The 14418-nt window shown below is 69.6% G+C and carries 16 protein-coding genes; 9 read left to right on the top strand and 7 right to left on the bottom strand.

Annotated elements, in window-relative coordinates:
* Positions 1–124 precede the first annotated feature (124 nt).
* Positions 125–418, bottom strand: coding sequence for a hypothetical protein (locus ABGB14_RS49370; RefSeq protein WP_347650842.1), 294 nt, complete (start codon positions 416–418; stop codon positions 125–127).
* 121 nt (positions 419–539) lie between these two features.
* Between ABGB14_RS49370 and ABGB14_RS49375 the strand changes: the two genes are divergently transcribed.
* The 4 genes from ABGB14_RS49375 to ABGB14_RS49390 all read left to right on the top strand — a co-directional run bounded on the left by ABGB14_RS49375 (position 540) and on the right by ABGB14_RS49390 (position 4457).
* Complete coding sequence (locus tag ABGB14_RS49375; protein ID WP_347650843.1) at positions 540–1154, top strand: TetR/AcrR family transcriptional regulator; 615 nt, start codon at positions 540–542, stop codon at positions 1152–1154.
* 134 nt (positions 1155–1288) lie between these two features.
* Positions 1289–2377, top strand: a complete 1089-nt coding sequence (locus ABGB14_RS49380; protein ID WP_347650844.1) for a MoxR family ATPase — start codon at positions 1289–1291, stop codon at positions 2375–2377.
* Positions 2374–3711: a VWA-like domain-containing protein gene (locus tag ABGB14_RS49385; RefSeq protein WP_347650845.1), complete on the top strand. Its 1338-nt coding sequence runs from the start codon at positions 2374–2376 to the stop codon at positions 3709–3711. Before ABGB14_RS49380 ends, ABGB14_RS49385 begins: the two co-directional genes overlap by 4 nt.
* Positions 3708–4457 (top strand): hypothetical protein, encoded by a 750-nt coding sequence (locus tag ABGB14_RS49390; protein WP_347650846.1) that lies wholly within the window; start codon positions 3708–3710, stop codon positions 4455–4457. Before ABGB14_RS49385 ends, ABGB14_RS49390 begins: the two co-directional genes overlap by 4 nt.
* A gap of 291 nt (positions 4458–4748) precedes the next feature.
* On the opposite strand, the gene ABGB14_RS49395 is transcribed toward ABGB14_RS49390, so the two are convergent.
* Genes ABGB14_RS49395 through ABGB14_RS49405 form a run of 3 tightly spaced genes read right to left on the bottom strand, consistent with a single transcriptional unit; the run spans position 4749 to position 5912 of the window.
* On the bottom strand, positions 4749–5132 hold the full coding sequence (locus tag ABGB14_RS49395; protein ID WP_347650848.1) for a VOC family protein: 384 nt from the start codon (positions 5130–5132) through the stop codon (positions 4749–4751).
* 2 nt (positions 5133–5134) lie between these two features.
* Positions 5135–5491: a metalloregulator ArsR/SmtB family transcription factor gene (locus ABGB14_RS49400; RefSeq protein WP_347650849.1), complete on the bottom strand. Its 357-nt coding sequence runs from the start codon at positions 5489–5491 to the stop codon at positions 5135–5137.
* Entirely contained in the window at positions 5478–5912 is a 435-nt protein-coding gene (locus tag ABGB14_RS49405) for an SRPBCC domain-containing protein (protein ID WP_347650850.1), read from the bottom strand. The genes ABGB14_RS49400 and ABGB14_RS49405 overlap by 14 nt, the downstream gene beginning before the upstream one ends.
* 61 nt (positions 5913–5973) lie before the next feature.
* Here ABGB14_RS49405 and ABGB14_RS49410 point away from each other — a divergent pair, with 61 nt between their 5' ends.
* The 3 genes from ABGB14_RS49410 to ABGB14_RS49420 all read left to right on the top strand — a co-directional run bounded on the left by ABGB14_RS49410 (position 5974) and on the right by ABGB14_RS49420 (position 9145).
* Complete coding sequence (locus ABGB14_RS49410; RefSeq protein ID WP_347650852.1) at positions 5974–7290, top strand: LLM class flavin-dependent oxidoreductase; 1317 nt, start codon at positions 5974–5976, stop codon at positions 7288–7290.
* Between the two features lie 222 nt (positions 7291–7512).
* A complete protein-coding gene (locus ABGB14_RS49415) occupies positions 7513–8829 on the top strand; it encodes a tetratricopeptide repeat protein (protein WP_347650853.1) in 1317 nt (438 codons plus the stop codon).
* Positions 8830–8935: 106 nt separating this feature from the next.
* On the top strand, positions 8936–9145 hold the full coding sequence (locus tag ABGB14_RS49420) for an SDR family NAD(P)-dependent oxidoreductase (protein ID WP_347650854.1): 210 nt from the start codon (positions 8936–8938) through the stop codon (positions 9143–9145).
* Positions 9146–10365: 1220 nt separating this feature from the next.
* Here the strand turns inward: ABGB14_RS49420 and ABGB14_RS49425 are convergent.
* Positions 10366–11547: a CU044_5270 family protein gene (locus ABGB14_RS49425; protein ID WP_347650855.1), complete on the bottom strand. Its 1182-nt coding sequence runs from the start codon at positions 11545–11547 to the stop codon at positions 10366–10368.
* The gene (locus ABGB14_RS49430; protein WP_347650856.1) at positions 11540–12154 is read right to left on the bottom strand and encodes an RNA polymerase sigma factor; all 615 of its coding nucleotides are present in this window, start codon (positions 12152–12154) and stop codon (positions 11540–11542) included. Before ABGB14_RS49430 ends, ABGB14_RS49425 begins: the two co-directional genes overlap by 8 nt.
* A gap of 427 nt (positions 12155–12581) precedes the next feature.
* On the opposite strand from ABGB14_RS49430, the gene ABGB14_RS49435 reads away from it, so the two are divergent.
* Positions 12582–12998, top strand: coding sequence for a hypothetical protein (locus tag ABGB14_RS49435; protein ID WP_347650857.1), 417 nt, complete (start codon positions 12582–12584; stop codon positions 12996–12998).
* A gap of 278 nt (positions 12999–13276) precedes the next feature.
* On the opposite strand, the gene ABGB14_RS49440 is transcribed toward ABGB14_RS49435, so the two are convergent.
* Complete coding sequence (locus tag ABGB14_RS49440) at positions 13277–13591, bottom strand: helix-turn-helix transcriptional regulator (RefSeq protein WP_347650858.1); 315 nt, start codon at positions 13589–13591, stop codon at positions 13277–13279.
* Between the two features lie 72 nt (positions 13592–13663).
* Between ABGB14_RS49440 and ABGB14_RS49445 the strand changes: the two genes are divergently transcribed.
* The coding region (locus ABGB14_RS49445; protein ID WP_347650859.1) for a hypothetical protein at positions 13664–14418 on the top strand (755 nt) is incomplete at its 3' end.

The raw sequence follows: 14418 nt of genomic DNA on the forward strand, positions 1-14418 counted from the left end.
CTTCGGCCTGCTGGTGTGTTGGGACTGGTCGGCGGCGGGCGGTTGGATCGTGGATCGCATGACGGGTTGCCTTCCGGAACGCTGGTGTACGTGTCTGGCTCGGGCCTCGAACCGTTGATCGGGATCAGGGGAAGCGGTAGGCGCCCACTTCCTGCAGCACGGTGACGGCAGGAGGCTCGTCGCACCGCTCCTCCAGGGTGGCCCTGTAGTGCTGGAAGGCCTCCACCTGCTGCAACACCCCGGGGCCGTCGGCCATCTCGGCCACGTCCACGAAGGTCACGCCGTCGTCGAGCTGAAAGGTGGCGTAGCGCAGGCCCTCTGGCCGAACCGCGTGCATGTCCTCGTAGACGGCACGCAGCAACTCCAGTTCGCGCTCCACCTGATCGGGTTTGATCTGCCAGCGGATCATCACGTGCACGACGGGCTCCTCGCATTCGCTGTCGGGATCGGCTGTCACCGCGTCCTGCGGTGACCTCGATTTCGAACGACAGCATGTATTTCAAAATACATCTTGTCAACCCAATGTTAGGATGAGACCCATGGCCACCCGGAAGTACGAACAGCGCCTCCGCGCGGAGGCGGCGCAGGAGACCCGGCGCCGCATCCTGGACGCGGTCTACCAACGGCTGCGCGAAGCGCCATCGGAACCGGTCAGCATCGATCGCATCGCCCGCATGGCGCGCGTCGCGCGCCCTACCGTTTATCTCGTCTTCGGCTCCCGCGCCGGGCTCTTCGACGCGGTCGGCGCGGACCTGCTGCAGCGCGGCGGCTTCGACCGCATGCTCCAGGCGTCGGCCCATCCCGACGCCCGCGAGGCGCTGCGCGGCGCGATCCACACGATCGTCGAGATGTACGCGGCCCACCGGGACGTGTTGCGCGTGCTTGCGTCGATGGCGCTGCTGGACGCCGCCGCGGTAGGCGGCGCGGTGCAGCGGATGGAGCAAGGCCGCGCCGCCGGAATGGACGAGCTGGCTCGGCGCCTGGACGAGCAGGGGGTGCTGCGCCCTGACGTCACCCTCGCCCAGGCCACCGACCTGCTCTGGCTGCTGACCGGCTTCGACAGCTTCGACCTGCTGCACACCGGCCGCGACCTGCCCGTCGACCAGACCGCGACGATACTCGCCACCACCGCCGAACGAAGCCTGTGCCGATGACGACGGCCTGCTGAGCAGCTCGCCGGCCGGACACGACGTCCACCGGGCGTCAATTTAGGTTGACGCTCGGCCAATCGTCAACCTAGGATGACGGCATGGAAGACGGTCCGGAGTACCGGCGAGGAGGACGAAGCATGGCGGTGCCATCAGTGACACGAGAAGCTCTCGCAGTCGCGGTGACGGCCAATCTGCCGGTCATCCTCTGGGGCGCGCCAGGCACCGGCAAGACCTCCGCGGTGACCGCGCTCGGCGCGGCCGTCGGCCTGCCCGTCGAGGTGGTGGTCGGCTCGATCCGCGAGCCCAGCGACTTCTCCGGGCTGCCGGTGCTGCGTGACGGCAGCACCTGGTTCGCGCCGCCGCGATGGGCCGAGCGGCTCGCCGCCGAGGGCGCCGGCCTGCTGTTCCTCGACGAGCTGACCACCGCGCCGCCGGCCGTGCAGGCCGCCATGCTGCGGGTGGTGCTGGAGCGCACGGTCGGCGACCTCGTGCTGCCGGACGAGGTGCGGATCGTGGCCGCGGCCAACCCGCCGGACCAGGCCGCCGACGGCTGGGACCTGTCCGCGCCGCTGGCCAACCGGCTCATCCACCTGAACTGGACCGTCTCGGCTGACGACATCGCCGAGGGTTTCGCCGGCGGCTTCCCCGTGCCGGAGTTCGACGTGAAGGACACGGCCGGGCCCGCCGAGGTGGCCGGCGCGCGGGCGCTGGTGGGGGCGTTCCTGCGGGTACGGCCGGAACTCGTGCTGGCGGTGCCGGACAGCCCCGACCGGGCGGGCCGCGGCTGGCCCAGCCCGCGAAGCTGGGAGATGGCCGCCCGCGCGGTCGCCGCGTGCGACCACATGGGCTCCGGCGAGCCGGTCCTGGCCGAGTTGGTGCTCGGCGCGGTCGGCGAGGCGGCCGGGTTCGAACTGCTCTCCTGGCGCCGCAACCTTGACCTGCCCGATCCGGAGACCCTGCTGAACGACCCCCAGGCCCGCCTGCCCGAACGCCTCGACCGGCTGCACGCCCTGCTCGGCGCGGTGGTGGCGTACGTGCACTCGGACGGCACGGCCGGCACCTGGGAGCGGGCGTGGGCGGTGGTGGCCCGGGTCGCGCGCACCGCGCCGGACGTGGCGGCGACCGCGGCCCGGTCGCTGGCCCGCTCCCGGCCCGAGGGCGCGACCCTGCCCAAGACGATGCTCGAACTCGCGCCGGTGCTGCGCTCGGCGGGGCTCATGCGATGAGCGCCGACGACCCCCGCGCCCCCGCCTACGAGGAGGCGGTGGGCGCCCGGATCGCCGCCGCACGGCTGTGGGCGGCGCACCAGGCGCCGTACCTCGCGTCGGCCGTCTTCGCCCTCAACCCGGTCATCCTGGAACCGGCCCTGGACGAGGACACCGGCGCGCCCGTCGCCGACCAGGAGTTCCGCGCCTTTCCCGCCGACACCCGATGGAACCTGTACGTGGAACCGGGCACCGCGCTGGCCACCCCGGTCGAGGAGGTCGGCTGGTGGATGCTGCACCAGGTGGGCCATCTGGTGCGTGGCCACGCGGCCCGCTCGCCGGTGCGGCCGCAGCCGGGCCAGGAGGTGAGCCACGCCGCGGGCGCGGTCCGCGACGAGGAGGCCCACCGCTGGAACCAGGCCGCCGACGCCGAGATCAACGACGACCTGGAGGCCGAGGACCTGCGCGCCCCGGCGGGCGTGGTGTCGCCCGCCGAGCTGGGCCTTCCGGTCAACCGCACCGCCGAGGAATACGTGCCGATGCTCGACGTGCTGGCCCAGGCTATGGGCCGCGGCGGGCGGGCGCTGGCAGAGGCGATCGACTGCGGCGGCGCGGTGGACGGCCGGGAGCGCACCTACGAGGACAGCGGCTCCGGCGAAGGGCTCACCCAGCTCGACAGGGAACTGCTCGAACGCTCCATCGCGGCGGGCATCCAGGACCGGATCAGCGCGCGCAGCGAGGTGCCGTCGGGGTGGCGCCGCTGGGCCGAGGAGCGCCTGCGCCCCTCGGTGAACTGGCGGGCCCGCCTGGGCGCGACGATCCGGCGCGGGGTGAGCGCGGTGGCCGGGCAGGTCGACTTCAGCTATCGCCGCCCGTCGCGCCGCGCCGGCGCCTACACCGACATCGTGCCGCCGTCGATGGTGCGCGCGGTCCCGGACACCGTGCTGGTGATCGACACCTCCGGCAGCGTCACCGACGACGTGCTGAACCGGCTGCTCACCGAGGTGACCGGGATCATCGAGGGCGTGGCCGGGCCGAACCGGCGGCTGCGGGCGTTCTGCTGCGACGTCCACCCCCATCCCGTCCAGGTGGTGCGCCGGGCGAGCGACATCGACCTGGCCGGTGGCGGCGGCACCGACATGCGGGCCGGCATCGCCGCGGCGATGGCGCTGCGGCCCCGTCCCGACCTGGTCATCGTGCTGACCGACGGCGAGACGCCGTGGCCCGAGCAGCGCCCTGCGGCGCATGTGGTGATCTGCCTGATCGGCGACGGCGGGCACGCGCCCGACTGGGCGTCCGTGGCCCGCCTCCCGGCGGACCCGCCGCGGCGGGCGCCGGCGAAAGGAGAGTCATGACGACGAGCTACGCCGAGGAGCCGAGCCCCGAGCCGCTGCACGAGTGGCGGGAACGCGGTTTCACCATCGCCGACGCCCGGCAGTGGATCGAGGACGGCTTCTCGATCAACGACGCCGAGCGGTGGCGCAAGGCCGGTGTCTACACAGCGGCCGATGCGCGGCCCTGGCGAACCGCCGGAGCCACCCCGTACACCGTGGATCTGTGGCTGCGGGCCGGCATGACGCCGCGGGACGCGGTGCGGTGGCGCGAACTGGGCTATCCGCCCGAGGAGGCGGCGGACCGGCACCTCGCCGGGGAACTCCCGCACCCGCGCGGCCGGCTGTGGCGGCTGCTGCACCGGCGCGAGAAGCCGGGCGACGCGTTCGCCGACGAGGAGCGCTCCGGCAGCATGCGGGAGCTGCTGCGGGCGGGCGTCCCGGCGGGCCAGGCACGCGCCTACGTGGAGGCGGGCTGGACGGGCGCCGACGCGGTGGAGTGGGCGAAACACGGCATCGAGGCGGGACAGGCACGGGTCTTCGGAGCGCTCGGCCTGTCCGCCCGCGAGGCCGAACGGGTGCTCGCCTCGGGACAGGACGCTACATCCCTGATGACCGAGTTCTGGCGCGCCGGGGTGCCGATCGAGGAGGTGGCGGCCTGGCGCGCGGCGGGTTTCACCGCCGGGGAGGCGGCCCGGATGCGGGCCGAGGGCACCGACGTCGAGCAGGCCAAGGTGCTGCAAGCGTTGGCCGAGGGCGACGAGCCCTGACCGAGCGGGACCGGAAGGGGGCAGCCACGCATCAGGAGCCGGCCTCGTCCCGGCGTCTCTACCGCGGCTTCGACCGGATCACCACCGCGGGACCCCGACCGCGCCGACCGGCGCGCTCCGGCGGATACGGCCCGCCCGCACCCTGGGCTACCAGCTCGTCCTGGACTACAGGCGAGACCGGCGCCGTCAAGCCGACGTCCCCCTGGCCGCCCAACGATCCGAAGGCCTCAGAAGTGTGCTGCGACAGCGAACCTTCTCTTGTGTCTGGGATGCCTCACCGGGAGATCAGGATCAGCCGGACTCCGCGAGCAGATGTACGACACCGGCCGGATTCTTGATCCAGTGGGTTCTGGAATCGAGGTTATCGAGGGGCTCCACCTCGTCACACGGGTGGATACCGATGCCGGCCAGTCTGCTCGTCGCCGCGTCCAGGTCATCGGTGTGGAGCTGCAGCCACAGGTCGGGCTGGCTGTAGTTGTCGACGCAGTCGAGCCACAGCGTATTGGGACCGAACCGCACCGAATGAGTTCTCGAGACGGTCGGAGCGTAGGAGACGTCGTCCTCCTTGACGTCGAAGCCCAGAGTGTCGCGGTAGAAGGCCACGGTGGCCTCGTACTGTGCCTTGGGGATCTTCATGGCGATGTTCAGGCCGGCCGTGAATTCGGGCTTGCTCATCGTTAGGTGACTCCTTGGTTCGGGTCGGTGGCGTCCAGTGCACGTTCCAGCGCAGCCAGCCGGTCATCCCACCTGTTGGCGAGCCTGGCCAGCCAGACCTGGGCCGTACGAATAGCGGCTGGCTCCAACCGGTAGGGGTGGCGGCGGCCGACCGGTTCGCCGGCGCTGATCAGGCCGGCTTCGGCGAGCTGGCCGAGGTGCTTGGCGACCGCCTGGCGGCTGACCGGCAACCGCCGCGCCAGATCAGTGACGGTTGCGGGACCCGCGCGGGCGAGCTCCTCCAGCAGCGCCCGCCGCGTCGGATCGGTGAGCGCCGCGAACACCGCAACGGCCCGCCCTTCTGCATCAGGCTGCCGCATCGAGGTAGGTCTCCAGGTCGACGAGCTCCGTGTCCCATCCTTGACTGTTGGCCTTGTGGGCGGACCGGGCCACGTCGTCGGCGGCTTGGGCGAATCCGCTCTCCACGAGGCGCAGCCGAGTGCCGTCCGCCACCGGCTCCAGGGTGAAGTCCACAAGCGTCTGGGGTGCGTCATCCTCCGGCAGGCCCTCGATTCCCCACCTGAACGCGAAACGGCGTGGTGGGTCGACCACCGCGATCGTGGCGACGGATTCCTCCCCGAGCTCGTCCCAGCGGAAGAACGCTCGCCCGCCGGGCCGCAGATCTATCTCCGCTACCGAGCCGAACCATCGCGAGAGCCCTTCCGCGGTGGTCAGCGCGGCCCACACCCGCTCGATGGGGTGCCGCAGCATCGCCACACGTTCGATCGCGTCCGAAACCATGCCCCGCCCTCCTTCGCAACCTGTAGGTTGCCATCAATCGGCAACCTACAGGTTGCAATCGTTGCCCACAAGCCCCGGCTCGAAGGGCGGCCTACTACGCACCGCGAATGCGGCACCCCTCATCAGCCTGGACGGCCCCTGCACGACCGGCCCGGACGGCGACTCGAGCGACGGGCGTCACCCATGCCCAACGGAATGGGGCGGCTCCCGGTCGGCATGGAAGTTCAACCGTTCAGCCGGGAAGCAGGCTGCCGCCCTGGCAGCCGCCGCAACCGTGACCGACAAGATCGGACTGGAGTTCGGCGTGCTCAGCCTCCCGCTGCGCCCAACCGCTTGGATCGCCGCGCAGATACAGACCCTTCAGCACCTGTCAGGCAACCGGGTCACCCTTGGCGTCGGGATCGGAGGCTTCCCCGGCTCGCCGTTCTGGCGTGCGGTCGGGGCGCCACTGCAGGGCCGGGGCCGCCGGGCCGACGAAGCGCTGCAAGCGTTGCCCGGCCTCATTCGCGGCGAGGCGACCCCGCTGGGCGAGGAGGACATCACCCTCGGCCCCGCCGCCCCGGTCCCGCCCGTCCTCGTCGGCGGGAACTCCGAGGCGGCGATGCACCGCGCCGTCCGCCACGGTGACGGCTGGGCACCCTCCTTGATCAGCCCCGCGGCCCTGGCCGAGAAGGTGGTACGCCTACGCGAGATCGCCCGTGAACTCGGACGACCGGTCCCGTCGATCGCTGTGGGAGGGCATGCGATCCTCGTCGGCAACGCGGCTGCCGTCGAATCCTTCACCCGCGACCTGGTGGACGTGCACGGCATGACGCCGGAGGAAGCGCAAGCCATACCGGTCACCGGCAGCCCGGCCCAAGTGGTGGAACGCCTCCACGCCTACTCGGAGGCCGGCGCCGACATGGTCGGGGTCAGCCTCGACTGCGGAGACTGGACTCGGCAGGCAGAGGCGCTCGCAGAGGCCAGAGCGCAGCTGAGCCACCGGCCCCTCACCTCCAACGGTGACCTCAGCGGCATCCGCGAGGCAGCCGAACGTTTCTCCGCCGCCGGCCCCGCGCCGGTCCACCTGCGCATGGACCCGCAGGTAGCCGTCCCGGCCGAGACCGCGGTCCTGGCCTACCGGATCGTCAGCGAAGGACTCACCAACGTCCGGCGGCACGCTCCCCAGGCCAGCCGCGTCGACCTGGGCATCAGCGCCGGAGAAGGTCTACTGGAGATCATGATGACCAACGACGGCGTGACACGAGCGCGAAGTGGCCGGCGCGGCGGGTCCGGCCTGCCCGGCCTGACCGCGCTTGTCCAGGCGCAGGGTGGTGAACTGGTCACGCGGGCCGTACCGGATGGCTGGTCGCTGACCGCGCGCCTGCCATCCGCCTGATCGCGGTGCTCAGACGATCCCGTCACTTCAGTCCAGCCGTTTCAAGGACGGCCCTGGGCGGGGTGTTCACGAGAGTGGATGATCTGGCGGAATAGGCGCGTCCGAAGATCGCTTCCCGCGCGAGGGTTGATTGTTTCCCAGACTCGGATGGACGGTATGTAGGAGCATCCTTCGGACGCCTTCTGAGCAAAGGCTGGCTGGGTCACCTCTATGTTTGCCGTCATGGACGCTGACGAGCTTGCACAACAATTCCGCACTGGCGACGGGTTGATCCCGCCGCGGCTGGTCTCGTTGATGATCGATCACGGCCACGTGGAGAAGGTGCGGCGGCAGGCCGGCGAGGACTGGAACTGCGCGAAGGGGTGGGCGCGGATGCTGATCGAACAGGGGCAGCGAGACGCCGCCCTGCAGGTGCTGGCCCCGTTCGTCGATACCGGCTGGTGGATCGCGGCTTCCACGGCCGTCGACATCCTCGAGGGCGGGGCACGTCCGGAGGAGGCGATCGCCTTGATCCGCCCGTACACGGAGGCTGCGAATTTTTTCGCCATGTTCCATCTGGCGAGGCTGCTGGCCCGGAACGACCGCAGCGATGAGGCGATCGAGATGCTGCGCCCGCACATCGAGCGGGTGGACGTCGCCTCTGTGCTCGTCGAGGTGACCGCCGGCGTGGGCCGGGATGAGGAGGTGGCCGCGCTCCTACAGGCGCGCATCGACGCTGCTCGGGACCGCCCCCACTGCATGCGATACGTCGAGCCTTCAAACGCTGTGCACCTGCTGGCCGTGGTTAGGGAGCGGCAGGGGCGAGTCGACGATGCGGTGGCCCTGATGCGCACCTCTGAATTGACATCCGATTATGGCCCCGACGAGCTCGCCGATTTGCTCGCCAGACACGGCAGACAGGACGAGCTCCGGGCATACGCGGCTGAGAAGGGCAGTCTGACGGCGGCTGAGTGCCTGGCCCAATTTCTGGAAGAGCGCGGAGAGATGGAAGCGGCCATCGAGGTGCTCCGGCCGCTCGTCAGGAGTGGTTCACCGGGCCCGGCAGAGGCGCTCGCCAACTTGCTGGCCCGCAACGGCAGAGTCGACGAGGCGATCGAGATGCTGCGCCCGGTGCCCTATTCCATTACCGACGACTACGAACACCGCGACTACTTCGCCGAACGGTTGTATACGTGGCTGGCCGACCAGGGCCGCGTCGAGGAGGCCCTCGCGATCATCGACGATTTCGCCGTACAGGAGGGTGGCATGTCTCTTCACCTGTTGCGTCAGCGTGTTCGGTTGCTGTCCGATTCCGGTCGCACGGATCAGGCGATCACGGAGTTGCGCGTCCATCCGGAGTCCGGCTGCTGGGACGGTGCAGAGCTCCTGGCTGACCTGCTGGTACGTGCCGGTCGCCTGGAGGATGCCATCGAGGTCTTGCAGCCGGTGAGTGGCGACGGCGATGGGAGCAATCAGAACCTCTTAGGGGAACTGCTCATCCGTCAGGGACGTGTTGAGGAGGCTGTCGCCGTCCTGCGCACCCGATGGCGGCAAGCGTGAACGAGACGGGTCTGGTCACCGTCCGGTGAGCCGTGTCCTCCGCGCTGACGTTGCCCGCGTTGCGGCGGCCCAGGAGTCATGTGATCTTCGTCAACGCCTCGCCGGGATGACCGGTGTCCCCCGCTGGTCGGCGTTCGTCGGCAGCAAGGCCGCGCTGCGGGAGTTGGCCGATTCTCTGCGTGAGGAGGAGGCTCCCCATGGGATAAGTGTCACCACGGTCTATCCCGCAGCGACCGCGACAGGCCTGCTGGGGGAGGTCAGGAGTGCCTGGATGACACCGCCATCCGCGCGCCATCGGAAGAACTCACCGCGCTGATCAGCACGCGAGAGCCGTACTTGCTGCGTCTCAAACAGAGCCCGAACGCAGACGGCGCCAGCCGTTTCCAGTGCCCAGCAGCGGGCATCTCCCCGTCGCTCACCTGCCCCCGCTTCGACCGCCTCCACCAGCGCGGCCCCAGCCGACCTATCGCAGTTGACCTGACCGACGCCCGGCAGCGAGCCGCCCACCCTGCGGCCAAACCCGGCGTCCTGCCCCCAACCCCCGACCACAAGACCGGCGAACTGCCGAAGATCTTCCACCAGCACACCATCACCATGCGCCCCGGCGACCTTGGCCACCTCGCCAAGTTCCGTCAGGATCTGCCTTACCTCAGCCCCTCGTGCCGGGGGACGTACTCCACGGTCAGGGCCATGACGGAGGGGCGCCGAGACCTTCGAGATCCCAGCAGAGCACCTCGACCGCTCGCCACTCACGGGCCGGAGCCGGCCACCACCCATCCCATAACGCGCAATTCAGATCACCTTGTCGCAGCACCCAGCCCGGAGCCGGCATCGCCACGCCCAGCGACGCGAACCCAGTCCTCCACCAGCAACCAGACACGACCCGGGCCTTCCCGGACACACGCTCCGCGGCTCCCAAACCAGGACGAACCCGATTCGGAAACCCTGAAACGACAAGATCCCGCCCGATCTCGATGATCAGACGGGATCCCGTCGACTTCAGCCCAGCCGTTTCAAGAACGGCCCTGGTGGGGTGTTCACAAATAGGTCCGGCCAGGAGCGGGAGAGCCCTGATCAAGATCGCTTCCCGGATGGCCGGAGATCGTTTCCCGGAGTCTGGATTGGCACCGCGCTGTTGGCCGGCCTGCTGGCCGCACGATGGGCCCGGGACAAGACGTGGCGGACGGGCCTCGTCACGGCGGTCCTTGCCGGCGCCGGGCTTGACAGACCTGGCGGTGGCATCATGGAGAGGGCGGTTTCACGCTTGCGCGAGTTCGCAGCTTCACCTGTTCTGACGGATAACGACGGCACGCTGATCGTCGACCCGGGCTCCGAAAACATGGCTGCATCCCGGCCGCCATGGCCGTGCTCTTCGCGACGCTCCTGGGCCTTGGATTCGGCGTCGCTCAGGCGAGGCCAGTCAACACATCCTTACTAATAGTGGTATCTCTCGTGCTCGTACCTATCGCCCATCGCCAATCGGGTGACTGCCTTGCCCGCGTCGCCCCCAAGACGCGGGCAAGGCAGTCTGCGGCGTTAGGCGGGCGGGTCGTCCGAGCCGCGTCGGCTGGCGGACAGGTCAGGCTTGTCGTCGGTCCAGCGGGCTTTCTTGATCGCCACGAAGACACGGGCTTCCTTGGTGGTCGTCACGAACGCCAGCGGCTCCCCCGTGGCCGTGTTCATGATGAGCCGGCCCTCCCCATTGCTGTGCGGGAGGCTGACGGCCTGGCCGGTGCGGCCCAGCGGGTCAGCAACCTCGCCCTCTGCCTTCACACCGGGCAGCGAGGCGAGCATGCGAAACGCCGTCGCCCGCACATTGGGCGGAGCGGGAAGATCCATGACGATGTGCACGCCGGCCTGATAGAGCTCGGCGTTCACGTCCACGTGCGCGTATTCTGCGCCCCACTTCTTGGCGATGACCGTCTTCAGGTAGTCCCTCAGGCCGTCGGGGGTCGCCGGCAGTTCGCTCAGCGCGGCCCGCGTCATGGGCTTTCCCACCGACGAGTCGGTCTTATCGTCGTCAACCCGTGTGGCCACGGGCTCGCCCGGCTTGCTCTGCAGCGTCACGCTCCGCGTCTTGAAGGACTTGCCGCGCTTGTTGGTGACGGTTGTGCCCGGGTAGGTCCAGCTGTGCGGAGAGCCGGCCGCCCGCCACGCCTCCTCGTCCTGCGGCGTCGCCGGTTTGATCCCCAGGTTCTGGTTGATGAACCAGGTGGGCTTGCCGGGAACTTGAGAGACCCACGCCTCCTGCAAGGTGGTCATCTCAAGGGTGTATTTGCCGCCAGGTTCGACTCGCTGCTTGCCGGTGACGCTGTTGCGCACCCAGTACGCCCCGTCCGCAGGTGTCTTCGCGGCCGAGGTCGCGGCCGCCAGGAGGACCTGCTGGGCCGACAGCTTCTTGATGGGCTGTACGGACGGCGCCTGAGCGGCGGGCCGCGTGCCCGGCGCTCCTACCGACGTTCCCGACGTGACCACAAGGGTCACGGCCGCCGCGGCGCCGAGCAGTCCGACGCCCAGAGCGGTCCATCGGGCCGTCCGCATCGCCCGGCGTTTGCCCTGGTGGACAGGGGTTTCTTCGGTCATCTCAAGGATCCTCAGGTTGGCTGGCTTCGGCGTACTGGCGAAGGCGGTGGCGAGCCGGGTCCGGCCGTCCGCCACCACCTCGGGGGAAACGGGCGGTGCAGAGAGCAGCTCCCGGATCGCGCTCAGGTCATCCATCTGCTCCTCCAAACATGGGATTGACGCCGCCGAGGGCGGCTCGCAGCTTCTTGCGGGCCCGGTTGAGCCGGGATCCGACGGTTCCCGGAGGTATGTCGAGGGCCTGCGCGATCTCCTCGTAACTGAGCTCCGCCAGCGCGAGGAGCACCAGCACGTCGCGGTCGGCATCTGGGATCGCGCCCAGGGCGGACGCGAGTTGCTCCTGCACGCCTGCGGCCGTCAGACGGCGAGCGATCAGATCCTCGTGCCCGGCGTCGACCGCGTCGACCGCGTCCTCCGCCGCCGTACGACGCAGGATCTGCAGCTGGCGCGACTCGCTTCTGCGGTGCTGCGCGACGACGTTGGTGGCGATGCCGTACAGCCAGCCGCGGACGACGCCCCGGTGCGCGTCGAAGCGCGCGCGGCCGTGGAATGCCGCCAGGAAGATCTCCGCGGTCAGGTCGTCGGCGGTCTGCGTGCCCAACCGGCCGGCGACATATCGATGGATCTCCGCGAAATAGCGGTCGTAGAGCGCCTCGAACCGCTCGGGGATGCGAAGGGACTCCTTGAGCAGGTTCGCGTCCTCGGTTTCTCTCGGAAGATCGCTCACATCCTGTAACAAGCTCATACGAATTCCTCGGCTCCTCCCCGAAGGAACGCTTCGCGGGGTCACGTGGCTGTTGTGGTTGGTCGTCGCATCACATCTCTACTTGGCGAAACCTCAGATTCTTCTTCACGCCCCTACGGCCGCTCCTGTTGGTGCTGAGGCGGCGCACAGTCAATGTGGTTGTCGAGCCATCCGGCGGATCTGTAGTCGCACAGGGACACTTGTGCTCGTGGTGGAAGGACCGATTGCAGAGGTGTCTCTTCACGTGAACCGCAAAGTTATCTACAATTACGATTTGCAGGCACCGTGTGACTCTTTGCAGTCGCACAGTCTCTGCGGGTTACGCACGGCGCCAGGTACGTGGAGGTCGGGCATGACGTTGGGCGAAGCATCGCTGCTGTAGCAGCTGGCTGCGGACGAGGAGTCCGTCCGGACGCAACTTGAGTCGTTGCGTGAGCAGGTGGCGGCCCTGGAAGAGCGACTGGGCGATCTGGCCACCGCCCGGAGGATAGTTACGCCCATGCTGGCCGGGTATTCCCGGCCCGAGCAAGCGCCTTCTGGCGGCATGCCTGATGCCCCGACGCACGCCTCGCCGGAGGAAGCCGCGCCGGCGCCGAAACCGGTCGCCGGGCTCGACAAGCAGGTCGTTGTGATCATGGCGAGTTCCGGGCGGACGATGCGTGCCAAGGAAGTGGCTCAAGCGCTGGGCGAGCCCGACGTGCGGGGGCGGGTGGAGACCACCCGGGCACGGCTCAAGCGGCTGACGGCGCTGGGCTGGCTGACCCAGCATGAGCCCGGCCTGTTCTCCATCGCCGCGGGCATCAATGGCCACGCGCTGGAGGGAGTCGCCAACGCCGAGACATAGAGCAAGAGACACATCGCAGGTCAGGCGCTCAACGACGGTCGTGGGCGCCGGGCCGGACGAGCAGGGTGCCGCCGAGACTAGGCCCTCGACGGCACCCGAGGTTGCGTGAGCACCCTCCAGGTTCTAACTGATAGTGCTTCGCGCACTCCCGAGAGTAACTCGAATGAGGGCCTTTGGGGAGGCGTCGAGCCTGGATTTCGCCTGCCCTGCGAGCGGCAGGGCAGGCGCGGGAAGGATCGACGATGCCCTCACCAGGGCGAGAAGGGGTCCGGGGCGGGTCAGCTTCCGCCGGTCCCGATGGGCGAAGCAGGCCACAGCCGGACAGCCAGGCCGGCCTCCAGTTGGGCGATGGTGGCCACATCCGGCCAGCAACGCCCGACGGCCACGTCGTTGACGGTCTGCCGGTTCACCCCACTGACTTCGGCCAGCCGGCGGAAACTCAGCCCTCGCTCGGCCATCACTGCTTGCAGAGCCGCGGCGATGGCCTGGACGACGGCGGCGGCCGGGTGGCCGGACAGATCCGCGTGGGGCCAGTTCTCCGGGTCGTCGGCCAGCTCCCGGGGAGAGCGGGAACGCCCGCGTCCTCCGACCATGACAAAGCGCTCCTTTCGGTAGATGTCGTCGCCCTCCGTAACGGCAGATTGTTCTGCCGCTATGGATGGGGTGTGACCCTCGACGCGGAAACCTCGGCGAAGATCACCGGCTACCGGCCGCAGCAGGCCCTCACCGCAGGCTGGCACCACTCGGCCGGCAACGACCCACCCGAGTACGGCTACTCGGCCACGCTCACCGTCGCCGCCCGCACCCGCTCCATGCTCGGCTCCTTCCCACAGCTGGCGCTCGGCCTGGTCCTCGACACCCCACACAAACGCCTCGGCGCCAACGCCATCACCACTCTGCGCCCACTGGCCAGGCTCGGCCTGCCCACCGCCTTCGCCGTCGTCGACCGCGCCTACACCGACCAGGCCGCCGATCACTTCGCCCGGCCCGCCCGTGCTCTGGGCTTCAAGCTGGCGCTCGACTACAAAGTGGATCAGCGGGGAGTGCAGGGCAGCGCCCACGGCGCCCTGCTCATCGACGGCTCCCTGGCCTGCCCGCTGATTCCCGGCCGACTCGCGAATGCCACCACCGGCCTGGACGACGCCGTCATCCACACACCGTCGGAAGAACTCACCGCGCTGATCACCGCGCGAGAGCCGTACTTGCTGCGCCTCAAACAGAGCGCGAACGCAGACGGCGCCATCCGCTTCCAATGCCCGGCAGCAGGAACCTCCCCGTCCCTCACCTGCCCCCGCTTCGACCGCCTCCACCAGCGCGGCCCCAGCCGCCCAACCCCAGTTGACCTGACCGACGCCCGGCAGCGAGCCGCCCACCCAGCGGCCAAACCCCGCGTCCTGCCCCCGACCCCCGACCCCCGACC

The sequence above is a fragment of the Nonomuraea sp. B10E15 genome (assembly GCF_039871615.1).
GTDB lineage: Bacteria > Actinomycetota > Actinomycetes > Streptosporangiales > Streptosporangiaceae > Nonomuraea.

Excerpts from the sequence above, each read along its gene's own strand:
- ABGB14_RS49375 (WP_347650843.1), top strand. The coding sequence starts at position 540 with ATGGCCACCCGGAAGTACGAACAGCGCCTCCGCGCGGAGGCGGCGCAG.
- ABGB14_RS49380 (WP_347650844.1), top strand. The coding sequence starts at position 1,289 with ATGGCGGTGCCATCAGTGACACGAGAAGCTCTCGCAGTCGCGGTGACG.
- ABGB14_RS49385 (WP_347650845.1), top strand. The coding sequence starts at position 2,374 with ATGAGCGCCGACGACCCCCGCGCCCCCGCCTACGAGGAGGCGGTGGGC.
- ABGB14_RS49390 (WP_347650846.1), top strand. The coding sequence starts at position 3,708 with ATGACGACGAGCTACGCCGAGGAGCCGAGCCCCGAGCCGCTGCACGAG.
- ABGB14_RS49395 (WP_347650848.1), bottom strand. The coding sequence starts at position 5,132 with ATGAGCAAGCCCGAATTCACGGCCGGCCTGAACATCGCCATGAAGATC.
- ABGB14_RS49400 (WP_347650849.1), bottom strand. The coding sequence starts at position 5,491 with ATGCGGCAGCCTGATGCAGAAGGGCGGGCCGTTGCGGTGTTCGCGGCG.
- ABGB14_RS49405 (WP_347650850.1), bottom strand. The coding sequence starts at position 5,912 with ATGGTTTCGGACGCGATCGAACGTGTGGCGATGCTGCGGCACCCCATC.
- ABGB14_RS49415 (WP_347650853.1), top strand. The coding sequence starts at position 7,513 with ATGGACGCTGACGAGCTTGCACAACAATTCCGCACTGGCGACGGGTTG.
- ABGB14_RS49420 (WP_347650854.1), top strand. The coding sequence starts at position 8,936 with ATGACCGGTGTCCCCCGCTGGTCGGCGTTCGTCGGCAGCAAGGCCGCG.
- ABGB14_RS49425 (WP_347650855.1), bottom strand. The coding sequence starts at position 11,547 with ATGGATGACCTGAGCGCGATCCGGGAGCTGCTCTCTGCACCGCCCGTT.
- ABGB14_RS49430 (WP_347650856.1), bottom strand. The coding sequence starts at position 12,154 with ATGAGCTTGTTACAGGATGTGAGCGATCTTCCGAGAGAAACCGAGGAC.
- ABGB14_RS49440 (WP_347650858.1), bottom strand. The coding sequence starts at position 13,591 with ATGGTCGGAGGACGCGGGCGTTCCCGCTCTCCCCGGGAGCTGGCCGAC.